The 12,032-nt window shown below is 61.6% G+C and carries 7 protein-coding genes; 2 read left to right on the top strand and 5 right to left on the bottom strand.

What is annotated here, in order from left to right; genetic code table 11:
- Positions 1-5: 5 nt before the first annotated feature.
- A complete protein-coding gene (locus ACP7CZ_RS09080) occupies positions 6-425 on the top strand; it encodes a hypothetical protein (RefSeq protein WP_003187927.1) in 420 nt (139 codons plus the stop codon).
- 101 nt (positions 426-526) lie between these two features.
- Here the strand turns inward: ACP7CZ_RS09080 and ACP7CZ_RS09075 are convergent, their stop codons facing one another.
- The gene (locus ACP7CZ_RS09075) at positions 527-1,420 is read right to left on the bottom strand and encodes a LysR family transcriptional regulator (RefSeq protein ID WP_089042096.1); all 894 of its coding nucleotides are present in this window, start codon (positions 1,418-1,420) and stop codon (positions 527-529) included.
- A gap of 181 nt (positions 1,421-1,601) precedes the next feature.
- Between ACP7CZ_RS09075 and ACP7CZ_RS09070 the strand changes: the two genes are divergently transcribed.
- Complete coding sequence (locus ACP7CZ_RS09070; protein WP_426174206.1) at positions 1,602-2,819, top strand: MFS transporter; 1,218 nt, start codon at positions 1,602-1,604, stop codon at positions 2,817-2,819.
- Between the two features lie 115 nt (positions 2,820-2,934).
- Here ACP7CZ_RS09070 and hemE read toward each other — a convergent pair whose 3' ends face one another.
- From hemE to ACP7CZ_RS09050, 4 genes are all read right to left on the bottom strand, one after another.
- Positions 2,935-4,002: a uroporphyrinogen decarboxylase gene (hemE, locus tag ACP7CZ_RS09065; RefSeq protein WP_003187922.1), complete on the bottom strand. Its 1,068-nt coding sequence runs from the start codon at positions 4,000-4,002 to the stop codon at positions 2,935-2,937.
- A 195-nt stretch (positions 4,003-4,197) separates the two neighbouring features.
- A complete protein-coding gene (locus tag ACP7CZ_RS09060) occupies positions 4,198-5,616 on the bottom strand; it encodes an FAD-dependent oxidoreductase (protein ID WP_046070563.1) in 1,419 nt (472 codons plus the stop codon).
- Between the two features lie 32 nt (positions 5,617-5,648).
- On the bottom strand, positions 5,649-10,094 hold the full coding sequence (gene gltB, locus ACP7CZ_RS09055; RefSeq protein ID WP_294183916.1) for a glutamate synthase large subunit: 4,446 nt from the start codon (positions 10,092-10,094) through the stop codon (positions 5,649-5,651).
- Between the two features lie 352 nt (positions 10,095-10,446).
- Complete coding sequence (locus ACP7CZ_RS09050) at positions 10,447-12,024, bottom strand: SPOR domain-containing protein (RefSeq protein ID WP_054896205.1); 1,578 nt, start codon at positions 12,022-12,024, stop codon at positions 10,447-10,449.
- Positions 12,025-12,032: the final 8 nt, after the last annotated feature.

Raw genomic sequence — 12,032 nt, 5'->3', positions numbered from 1 at the left:
ACGGAATGTCTTCCCTGCTACGCGCTACCCTGATCACCCTGGCCCTGCTGACCACGGCTGGCTGCACCAGCAAACCGGTGCTCAACACCCAGCACGAGTTGCCGGCCACGAGCCAGGTCAGCGAGGAAAAAATGAAACAGGTGATCGTCGCCGCCCTGCAAAAACGCGAGTGGACGGTACAACGCCTGAGCCCGCAACTGGTGCAGGCCGAGATCACCGTGCGCGGCCAGTTCTACGCCGCCATAGACATCCGCTACACCCGCAACAGCTACGCCATCACCTACCGCGACAGCCGCGACCTGGGCTACAAGGACGGGAAGATCCATCGCAACTACAACCGTTGGGTGAGCATGCTGGATCGGGATATTCTGGCGGGGTTGCGGACTTACAGCGTGAATGAAGCAAATACTTCGCCCCAAAACTGACCCCCTTGTGGCGAGGGAGCTTGCTCCCGCTGGACTGCGCAGCAGGCCCATTTTTTAGGGCCGCTACGCGACCCAGCGGGAGCAAGCTCCCTCGCCACAGGTTATTGAGCGGCCTTACGCGTCAACAACTCCACAAACCCTTTCGCCATTGGCGTTTGCGCGCCCTTGCGCTGCACCAGCCACACCGCCGTCACTGCCTGCGGGTCGAGCAAGGTGCGATAGACCACGCCATCAATGCGGATGCGCTGGTAAGACGCCGGCAGCACCGACACCCCCAACCCCGCCGCCACAAGGCCGATGATGGTCATTGCTTCCCCTGCTTCCTGAGCAAAGTGCGGGCTGAACCCGGCGTCGCGAGCGAGGTTGAGCAACTGCGCGTACAAGCCGCTGCCGTAACTGCGCGGGAAGAACACGAAAGGCTCCTCGGCCAATTGCTCCAGATGCAAGCCGCGCTCACTGCCTTGCGCCAACGGGTGGCCGGCGCTCAATACCGCGACCAAGGGTTCGCGCATCAACTCGATCACGTTCAGTGAGTCGGGCAAGGGCAAAGGCCGCATCAACCCAACCTCAATCGACTCGTCCACCAGCGACTCGGCTACTTGGGTGCTGCTCATTTCTTGCAGGTTCAGATGCACCGCCGGGAATGCCTGGCGGAAGGCGAAGATCGCCTGGGGAATGCTGGCGTTGAACGGCGCAGACGAGGTGAAGCCGATCTTCAATTCACCCAGTTCCCCCAACTGCGCACGCCGCGCCACATCTGCCGCCTTGTCGACCTGGGCCAGCACCAACCGTGCCTCTTGCAAGAACAAACGCCCGGCCTCGCTCAGCTCGACCCGACGATTGGTACGCTCGAACAAGCGTGCGCCCAGCTCGTGTTCCAGCGCCTGGATCTGCTGGCTCAGGGGCGGCTGCGAGATGCCCAGCACCTGCGCGGCGCGGCCGAAGTGCAGTTCTTCGGCAACGGCGATGAAGTAGCGCAAATGGCGAAATTCCATGCAAGCCTCATTAGGTTGTAAAAGCTATCAAACAGGTCGAACAATATATTGGAAAGAATCATTAGCCAGCTATATGCTTTTTCGTATTGTCAGTCCTGGCAGACTTTCCTCCCCGAGGTCCCTCGTGAATCCTGCTGTTGCTCCACTTGCCCAACACACCCCGCCCTCAGCCCTTGATGACGTGGTGGCGCAGCTCAACGACGCGTACATCGAAAAAGGCACGCCGATGTTCATGCGCACCGTGCTGGCGCTGTTCTCCGGCGGCTTCGCCACCTTTGCGCTGTTGTATTGCGTGCAGCCGATGATGCCGGCGCTGTCCCACGAGTTTTCCATCAATGCGGCGCAAAGCAGCCTGATTTTGTCCGTCGCGACCGCCATGCTCGCCTGCGGCCTGCTGATCACCGGGCCGATATCCGACAGGCTGGGGCGCAAGCCGGTGATGGTCGCTGCGTTGTTCTGTGCGGCGCTGGCCACCATCGCCAGCGGCTTGATGCCGAGCTGGGAGGGCATCCTGTTGATGCGTGCACTGGTGGGCTTGTCCTTGAGCGGCCTGGCCGCCGTGGCCATGACCTACCTCAGCGAAGAGATCCACCCGCAGCACATCGGCCTGGCCATGGGCCTGTACATCGGCGGCAACGCGATTGGGGGCATGAGCGGGCGCCTGATCATCGGCGTGTTGATCGACTTCGTCAGCTGGCACACCGCAATGCTGATCATCGGCGCCCTGGCGTTGATCGCTGCCACGGTGTTCTGGAAGATCCTCCCCGAATCGCGCAACTTCCGCGCCAGCAGCCTCAAGCCACGCAGCCTGGTGGACGGCTTTGTCATGCACTTCCAGGACGCCGGCCTGCCGTGGCTGTTCCTTGAAGCCTTCCTGCTGATGGGCGCGTTCGTGACGATGTTCAACTACATCGGCTATCGCCTGCTGGCCTCCCCCTACGAGTTGAGCCAGGCGGTGGTCGGTTTGCTGTCAGTGGTGTACCTCTCGGGCATCTACAGCTCGGCGAAAATCGGCTCCCTGGCCGACCGCCTCGGCCGCCGCCGCGTACTATGGGGCACCATCGTGCTGATGCTCGCCGGCATGGCCCTGACGCTGTTCACGCCTTTGTGGCTGGTGGTACCGGGCATGCTGGTGTTCACCTTCGGCTTCTTCGGCGCCCACTCGGTCGCCAGCAGCTGGATCGGCCGCCGCGCAGTGAAGGCCAAGGGGCAGGCGTCGTCGCTGTACCTGTTCTGCTATTACGTCGGGTCGAGCATTGCCGGGACGGCGGGTGGGTTTTTCTGGCACTTTGCCGGGTGGAACGGGATTGGCGCGTTCATCGTCGCTCTGTTGGTTGGCGCGTTGCTGGTGGCGTTGAAGCTGGCGAAGTTGCCGCCACTGGGCCATGTGAAAGCCTGAGGCGACTGGCTTTATGTGGGAGCTGGCTTGCCTGCGATAGCGGTGTTGAATTCGCCGCCGCCATCGCAGCGATGCGGCGACCCGACAAGCCAGCTCCCACATTTTGTTTTGCGTTTTACTCGTGGTATTGCGCCGATAGTTCGTGCACTGCGCGCAAGAACGCACCCGCGTGCTCCGGGTTCACTTCCGGTGTGATGCCGTGGCCAAGGTTGAACACGTGGCCACTGCCCTTGCCATAGCTGGCCAGGATGCGTCCGACTTCGGCGCGGATCGCTTCTGGCTTGGCGTACAGCACGGTCGGGTCCATGTTGCCTTGCAGGGCAACCTGGTTGCCGACGCGACGGCGCGCTTCGCCGAGGTCGCAGGTCCAGTCCAGGCCCAATGCATCGGCGCCCGCGTCAGCGATGCTTTCCAGCCACAGGCCGCCGCCTTTGGTGAACATGATCACCGGAACCTTGCGGCCTTCGTGCTCACGGATCAGGCCGCTGACGATCTTGCGCATGTAGGCCAGGGAGAACTCCTGGTACGCCGCCGCCGACAGGTTGCCACCCCAGGTGTCGAAAATCTGTACCGCTTGGGCACCCGCCATGATCTGGCCGTTGAGGTAGGACGTGACCGACTGCGCCAGCTTGTCCAGCAACAGGTGCATGGCTTGCGGGTTGTCGTAGAGCATGGCTTTGGTCTTGCGGAAGTCTTTCGACGAGCCGCCTTCAACCATGTAGGTGGCCAGGGTCCAGGGGCTGCCGGAGAAACCGATCAGCGGCACGCGGCCGTTGAGCTCGCGGCGGATGGTGCTCACAGCATCCATCACGTAGCCCAGGTCTTTGTGTGGGTCAGGGATCGGCAGGGCTTCGATATCGGCCAGGGTGCTGACGACTTTCTTGAAGCGCGGGCCTTCGCCGGTTTCGAAGTACAGGCCTTGGCCCATGGCATCCGGGATGGTGAGGATATCGGAGAAGAGGATGGCCGCATCCAGTTGAGGGTAGCGGTCCAGCGGCTGCATCGTGACTTCGCAGGCGAACTCCGGGTTCATGCACAGGCTCATGAAATCACCGGCGTTGGCGCGACTGGCGCGGTATTCCGGCAGATAGCGACCGGCTTGACGCATCATCCACACCGGGGTGACGTCTACGGGTTGCTTGAGCAGGGCACGAAGGAAACGGTCGTTCTTGAGGGCAGTCATGTCGGCATCCGCAAAAAAAGTGCGGGCATTTTCTCAGAGCGCGACGCAAAAGGCACGGAATGCACCGTGCCTTTTGTCTATCGGGTCAATTTGTCGCGGCAATGCCGCCGCAGGATCGCTCCCACGCTCCGCGTCATGCTGTTCGGGACGCGGAGCGTCCTGGCGGCATTCCCACGCAGAGCGTGGGAACGATCATCAGACTTGCAGGTAGTCCAGGATGCCTTCGGCGGCGTTACGGCCTTCGAAGATCGCGGTGACCACCAGGTCCGACCCGCGCACCATGTCGCCACCGGCGAAGATCTTCGGGTTGCTGGTCTGGTGCTTGTACTGGCCTTGTTCCGGGGCCACGACGCGGCCCTGGCTGTCGGTCTGGATTTCGAACTGCTCGAACCACGACGCCGGGCTTGGGCGGAAACCGAAGGCGATGACCACGGCGTCGGCCGGGATGATTTCTTCGGAACCCGGGATCGGCTCGGGGCTGCGACGGCCACGGGCGTCCGGTTCGCCGAGACGGGTCTCGACCACCTTCACACCTTCCACACGGTCTTCACCGACGATGGCGATCGGCTGGCGGTTGTAGAGGAATTTCACGCCTTCTTCCTTGGCGTTCTTCACCTCTTTGCGCGAGCCGGGCATGTTGGCTTCGTCACGGCGATAAGCGCAGGTCACCGACTTGGCGCCCTGGCGGATCGAGGTGCGGTTGCAATCCATCGCGGTGTCGCCACCGCCCAGCACCACGACCTTCTTGCCCTTCATGTCGACGAAATCTTCCGGCGACTTTTCAAAGCCCAGGTTGCGGTTGACGTTGGCGATCAGGAAGTCGAGCGCGTCATACACGCCGGGCAAGTCCTCACCGGCAAAGCCGCCCTTCATGTAGGTGTAGGTGCCCATGCCCATGAACACCGCATCGTATTCGGCGAGCAGTTGCTCCATGGTGATGTCTTTGCCGATTTCGGTATTGAGGCGGAACTCGATACCCATGCCGGTGAACACTTCACGACGGTGGCTCAGTACGGTTTTTTCCAGCTTGAATTCAGGGATACCGAAGGTCAGCAGGCCACCGATTTCCGGATTCTTGTCGAACACCACCGGGGTCACGCCGCCACGCACCAGCACGTCGGCACACCCCAGGCCAGCAGGGCCCGCGCCGATGATCGCGACGCGCTTGCCGGTCGGCTTGACTTTGGACATGTCCGGGCGCCAGCCCATGGCGAACGCCGTATCGGTGATGTACTTCTCCACCGAACCGATGGTCACCGCGCCGAAGCCGTCGTTGAGGGTGCAGGCACCTTCACACAGACGGTCTTGCGGACACACCCGGCCGCAGACTTCCGGCAGGGTGTTGGTCTGGTGCGACAGCTCGGCGGCGGCGAGGATATTGCCCTCAGCCACCAGTTTGAGCCAGTTGGGAATGAAATTGTGCACCGGGCACTTCCATTCGCAATACGGGTTACCGCACCCCAGGCAACGGTGGGCCTGGTCGGCCGAGTGCTGGGGTTTGAAGGGTTCGTAGATTTCCACGAACTCTTTCTTGCGTTGACGCAACAGTTTCTTCTTCGGATCTTTGCGCCCGACATCGATGAACTGGAAGTCGTTATTCAGACGTTCAGCCATGTTAAAACCTCATCAAACTGTTCAGGCGCATATCACTGCGGGTTGGCACGGATGCTGGAAAGCAACGATTTCAGGTTGGCAGCCTTGGGCTTGACCAGCCAGAAACGACGCAGGTAATCATCGAGGTTTTCGGCGAGGTTACGACCCCATTCGCTGCCGGTTTCCTCGACGTACTCGTCCAGCACGTGCTGCAAGTGGTTCCGGTAGGATTCCATGGCTTCGCCGCTGATACGCTGGATCTCGACCAACTCGTGGTTGACCTTGTCGACGAAGGTGTTGTCCTGGTCGAGCACGTAGGCGAAACCGCCGGTCATGCCCGAACCGAAGTTGTAACCGGTCTTGCCCAGTACCGCGACAAAGCCTCCGGTCATGTACTCGCAGCAGTGATCGCCAGTGCCTTCCACCACGGTGTGAGCACCGGAGTTACGCACGGCGAAACGCTCACCGGCAGTACCTGCGGCAAACAGCTTGCCACCGGTGGCGCCGTACAGGCAGGTGTTGCCGATGATGGCACTGTCCTGGGTCTTGTACACGCTGCCAGCCGGTGGAACGATGACCAGTTTACCGCCAGTCATGCCCTTGCCCACGTAGTCGTTGGCGTCGCCTTCCAGGTACATGTGCAGGCCGCCGGCGTTCCACACGCCGAAGCTCTGGCCCGCAGTGCCCTTGAAGCGGAAGGTGATCGGCGCTTTCGCCATGCCCTGGTTGCCGTGCTTGCGTGCGATTTCGCCGGAGATGCGTGCGCCGATGGAACGGTCGCAGTTGCAGATATCCAGGGCGAACTCGCCACCGCTGGCGTCGTTGATCGAGGAGCCGGCCATTTCGACCATTTTCTCGGCCAGCAGGCCTTTGTCGAACGGTGGGTTGCGGTCCACCTGGCAGAATTGTGGCTTGTCTGCCGGGATGTGATCGCTGCCCAACAGCGGCGTGAGGTCCAGATGTTGTTGCTTGGCGGTCTGGCCTTCGAGGATGTCCAACAGGTCGGTGCGACCGATCAGCTCTTCCAGCGAACGCACGCCCAATTTGGCCAGCCACTCACGGGTTTCTTCGGCGACGTAGGTGAAGAAATTCACCACCATGTCGACGGTGCCGATGTAGTGATCCTTGCGCAGTTTCTCGTTCTGAGTCGCCACGCCGGTGGCGCAGTTGTTCAGGTGGCAGATGCGCAGGTATTTGCAGCCCAGGGCGATCATGGGCGCAGTACCGAAGCCAAAACTTTCGGCGCCGAGGATCGCGGCCTTGATCACATCGAGGCCGGTTTTCAGGCCGCCGTCGGTCTGTACTCGCACCTTGCCGCGCAGGTCGTTGCCGCGCAGGGTCTGGTGGGTTTCGGCCAGGCCGAGTTCCCACGGTGCACCGGCGTACTTGATCGAGGTCAGCGGCGAAGCGCCGGTGCCGCCGTCGTAGCCGGAGATGGTGATCAGGTCGGCATAGGCCTTGGCCACACCGGCGGCGATGGTGCCGACGCCGGCTTCTGCCACCAGTTTCACCGAGACCAGGGCGTGGGGGTTGACTTGTTTCAAGTCGAAAATCAGCTGCGACAAGTCTTCAATCGAGTAAATGTCGTGGTGCGGCGGTGGCGAGATCAACGTCACGCCCGGCACCGCATAGCGCAGCTTGGCGATCAAACCGTTTACCTTACCGCCTGGCAATTGACCACCCTCACCCGGCTTGGCGCCTTGGGCCACCTTGATCTGCAGCACCTCGGCATTCACCAGGTACTCCGGGGTCACCCCGAAACGGCCGGTGGCCACCTGCTTGATCTTCGAGCTTTTGAGCGTGCCGTAGCGCGCCGGGTCTTCACCGCCTTCGCCGGAGTTGGAACGCGCACCCAGGCGGTTCATGGCCTCGGCCAGGGCTTCGTGAGCTTCCGGCGACAAGGCGCCCAGGGAAATACCGGCGGAGTCGAAGCGCTTGAGGATCGACTCCAGCGGCTCGACTTCGGCGATGTCCATCGGCGTGTCCAGAGTTTTCACCTTGAACAGATCGCGGATCATCGACACCGGGCGGTTGTCCACCAGGCTCGTGTATTCCTTGAACTTGGCGTAGTCGCCCTGCTGCACAGCGGCTTGCAGGGTGTTGACCACGTCCGGGTTGTAGGCATGGTATTCGCCACCGTGCACGAACTTGAGCAGGCCACCTTGCTGGATCGGCTTGCGCGCGCTCCAGGCCTCCAAGGCCAGGGCTTTTTGCTCGGCTTCGATGTCGACGAAACGCGCACCCTTGATGCGGCTCGGTACGCCACGGAAACTCAGCTCGCAGACTTCTTCGGACAAGCCGATGGCTTCGAACAACTGAGCACCACGGTACGAGGTGACCGTGGAGATGCCCATCTTCGACAGGATCTTCAGCAGGCCCTTGGTGATTCCCTTGCGGTAGTTCTTGAACACCTCATAGAGGTCGCCCAGCACTTCACCGGTACGGATCAGGTCACCCAGCACTTCGTACGCGAGGAACGGGTACACCGCCGAGGCGCCGAAACCGATCAGCACCGCAAAGTGATGCGGGTCGCGGGCGGTGGCGGTTTCCACGAGGATGTTGGAGTCGCAGCGCAGGCCTTTTTCGGTCAGGCGGTGGTGCACCGCACCGGTCGCCAGGGACGCGTGGATCGGCAACTTGCCAGGCGCAATGTGGCGGTCGGTGAGTACGATCTGGGTACGACCGGCACGCACGGCTTCTTCAGCCTGGTCAGCAACGTTACGCACTGCGGCTTCAAGGCCCAGGCTCTCATCGTAGTTCAGGTCGATGATCTGGCGATCGAAGCCCGGACGCTCCAGGGTCATCAGCGAGCGCCACTTGGCCGGGGAAATGACCGGCGAGCTGAGGATCACACGGGAGGCATGCTCAGGCGATTCCTGGAAGATGTTGCGCTCGGCACCGAGGCACACTTCCAGGGACATCACGATGGCTTCACGCAGCGGGTCGATCGGCGGGTTGGTCACCTGGGCGAACTGCTGGCGGAAATAGTCGTACGGCGTGCGCACGCGCTGGGACAGCACGGCCATTGGCGTGTCATCGCCCATGGAGCCGACGGCCTCGTAGCCTTGCTCACCGAGCGGACGCAGCACCTGGTCGCGCTCTTCGAACGTGACCTGGTACATCTTCATGTACTGCTTGAGCTGGTCGACGTCATAGAAAGCCGAACCGTGGTCGTTGTCTTCCATGGTCGCCTGGATGCGCAGGGCGTTCTTGCGCAGCCATTGCTTGTACGGGTGACGGGACTTCAAGCGATTGTCGATGGCGTCGGTGTCGAGGATCTGCCCGGTCTCGGTGTCCACGGCCAGGATCTGGCCAGGGCCCACACGGCCTTTGGCGATCACGTCTTCAGGCTTGTAGTCCCACACGCCGATTTCCGAGGCGAGGGTGATGAAACCGTTGGTGGTGGTCACCCAACGCGCCGGGCGCAGGCCGTTACGGTCGAGCAGGCACACCGCATAGCGGCCGTCGGTCATGACCACGCCGGCCGGGCCGTCCCACGGTTCCATGTGCATCGAGTTGTACTCGTAGAACGCACGCAGGTCCGGGTCCATCGTCTCGACGTTCTGCCACGCTGGCGGAATGATCATGCGCACGCCACGGAACAGGTCGATGCCGCCGGTGACCATCAGTTCGAGCATGTTGTCCATGCTGGAGGAGTCGGAACCCACGCGATTGACCAGCGGGCCGAGCTCTTCGAGGTCCATCAAATCGTTGGCGAACTTGGTGCGACGGGCCTGGGCCCAGTTGCGGTTGCCAGTGATGGTATTGATCTCGCCGTTGTGGGCGAGGAAGCGGAATGGCTGGGCCAGCGGCCATTTCGGCAGGGTATTGGTGGAAAAGCGCTGGTGGAACACGCAGATTGCGGTTTGCAGGCGCTCATCGCTAAGGTCTGGATAGAAGGCGGTGAGGTCCGCCGGCATCATCAGGCCTTTATAAATGATGGTCTTGTGGGAAAAGCTGCAGATGTAATGGTCGGTGTCGGCGGCGTTGAGCACCGACGAACGACGACGGGACGTGAACAGCTTGATCGCCATGTCCTGGTCGCTCAGGCCATCGCCTGCGATGAATACTTGTTCGATCTGCGGCAGGCGCTCCAGGGCCAGGCGGCCGAGTACGCTGGTGTCGATGGGCACTTTGCGCCATCCGACAATTTGCAGGCCGGCGGCGGCGATCTCGCGGTTCATGTTCTCGCGAGCGGCTTCGGCTTTTACCGGGTCCTGGTTGAAAAACACCATGCCCACGGCGTACTGCTTGGGCAGTTCGACCGCGAATTGCTCTTTGGCGACAGCGCGCAGGAACTGGTCGGGCTTTCGAATCAGCAAGCCACAGCCGTCACCGGTCTTGCCGTCGGCGTTGATCCCACCGCGGTGGGTCATGCAGGTCAGGGCCTCGATGGCCGTTTGCAAAAGGGTATGACTGGGTTCGCCCTGCATGTGGGCTATCAGGCCGAAACCGCAGTTATCCTTGAATTCATCGGGTTGGTACAGACCTGCTTTCATAGACACTTTCTCACCAGGCTGCCTCTTTTACCGAGGCAAATTTCTTTTCAATTCAACCGGTTACCTTCCACGCCGAACGTACGCCGGCTTAGCGGGGGCAAAAGGGAGGTCATTGTACACACCGACACAGACGCTCACAAATTTAGCGACGAAATGTCGCAAATCTATGTCGCATTTATGAAAGGTTTAAAGCGATATGCTGTGCTAGTCAAAACTTTTTTAATTCTGACCGCTACGACTCAAAAGCCACTGTGACGCAGACACCACAAAGCGCGCGGTCTCGGGAGACTGCACGCACTTGCGGATTTTTTTGAGGTGCCGGGAGGGCGGCCTGGGTAAGGCCGCCGGATCTTCAGCGAGTTGCTGCCAGTTCTTGTTGAACGCTGGCAACAGTGCGAGGCCAAGGTTTACCAGCCTGAACCTTCGCTGGCAAGGCCTTGATGGCAGAATCGGCTGCGGCGCGGCTTGGGAAGCTACCGTAGGTGATCACGTAGAGAGGCTTGCCGTTGAGCACTTTCTTGAAATAACGGTACTGGCCGCCCTGCTCTTTGACGAATGCCTGGGCATTGGCTTCGGAGCTGGTGCCGAGGATCTGCACCACAAAGTTACCGGTAGGCTGGCTGCTGTACCAGCTGCTGCCAGCAGCGCCGGCCTTGGCAACGGTGGCGGCTGGTTTTTCCGCTGGCTTGGCGGCAGGGGCTGGTTTGGCGGCTGGCGCTGGTGCGACAGGCTTGGTCACCGGAGCAGGCTTGGCGGTAGCAACGGTGGGCGCCGGCGTCGGAGTCGGCTTGGCGACCGGAGCAACCGGCGTCGCTGGCACACCGGCCGGTACGCCTGCAGGTGGCGCGGTGGTGGTCACGGTCGGCGGCGTGGCGCTGGAGCCTTCCACCGGCACACCGTCGTCGCCTTCGGAGATGCCACCGGCTTCTTCTGCCAGAGGGCCGCGCATCACAGGTTGGCCGACCATCGGCAGGTTGGTCGGTTGGCCGGAGTTGGCAAATTCGACGTTTGGCGTGGGCTTGCCCAGTGGCAACTGCGCCTGTTCGGTTGGCGCGCCAGTGGTTGTCGGTGCTTTGTTGCGGCCCGGGATCAACCAGGCGGCGGCAACAGCGACCACGACAACGGCGGAAATAGCCAATACGTGCTTCTTAGGCATAGTGAACCCCATCTTTGGACGCTTGACCGCAGAGCGGCTGGCAATCATGGCTTCGATCATGGCATCGCGGGCAACCTGGTTGATGTTTCCAGGCCAGCCATCGGAGCTTTCGTGAATATCAGAGATCTGCGCAGCGGTGAAAAGTTCGATACCCGCCCCTGCGCCTTCAAGACGTTGTGCAAGGTATTCGCGGGTTTCTTCCTCTTCGTACGGCTGCAACTCGATGACGTGAAACAGCTCCTGCTCACCGCTGATCTGCTCCAGATCGGCGATCAACGACGACTCACCGAACAGGAACACATGCGGGCGACCTTCCGGCGTACCCGCTGCCAGCGCCAGCAAGGCTTCCAGGGCCGATTCGTCGAGCTGCTCGGCGTCGTCTACCAGCAGGTAGACTTCCTGGCCGGTCAGGCCCAATTGCACCACCTGCTTGAGAATCGCGTTCGGCTCGGCGTTGGAGACGTTCAACGCTTGCGCCACCTCGCGCAGTACGCCAGCCGCATCACCGGCACCGCGGGCAGATACCACCACGCTCTGCACCGATTGTTTGTTGGTGCTGGCCACCAGCGCCTGGCGCAGCAAGGTCTTGCCGCTGCCCAGAGGGCCGGTCACCACCAGCAGCAACTGGCTGTAGCGCGCAAGGTGATGCAACTGCCCAAGTACCGGCTTGCGCTGGGCGGGGAAGAACTTGAAACCCGGCACCCGTGGTGCGAAGGGGTCGTGGCTCAAGTGATAATGGCCGAGGAACGCCTCGTCGGCATGCAAACTAGTCATCGGGTCTT

It is taken from the genome of Pseudomonas sp. DWP2-2 (assembly GCF_049897065.1).
GTDB lineage: Bacteria > Pseudomonadota > Gammaproteobacteria > Pseudomonadales > Pseudomonadaceae > Aquipseudomonas > Aquipseudomonas paracarnis.
Note: the sequence above shows the minus strand (reverse complement) of the source record. Positions and strands in the feature narration are given on the sequence as shown.

Excerpts from the sequence above, each read along its gene's own strand:
- ACP7CZ_RS09080 (WP_003187927.1), top strand. The coding sequence starts at position 6 with ATGTCTTCCCTGCTACGCGCTACCCTGATCACCCTGGCCCTGCTGACC.
- ACP7CZ_RS09050 (WP_054896205.1), bottom strand. The coding sequence starts at position 12,024 with ATGACTAGTTTGCATGCCGACGAGGCGTTCCTCGGCCATTATCACTTG.
- hemE (WP_003187922.1), bottom strand. The coding sequence starts at position 4,002 with ATGACTGCCCTCAAGAACGACCGTTTCCTTCGTGCCCTGCTCAAGCAA.
- ACP7CZ_RS09075 (WP_089042096.1), bottom strand. The coding sequence starts at position 1,420 with ATGGAATTTCGCCATTTGCGCTACTTCATCGCCGTTGCCGAAGAACTG.
- ACP7CZ_RS09060 (WP_046070563.1), bottom strand. The coding sequence starts at position 5,616 with ATGGCTGAACGTCTGAATAACGACTTCCAGTTCATCGATGTCGGGCGC.
- gltB (WP_294183916.1), bottom strand. The coding sequence starts at position 10,094 with ATGAAAGCAGGTCTGTACCAACCCGATGAATTCAAGGATAACTGCGGT.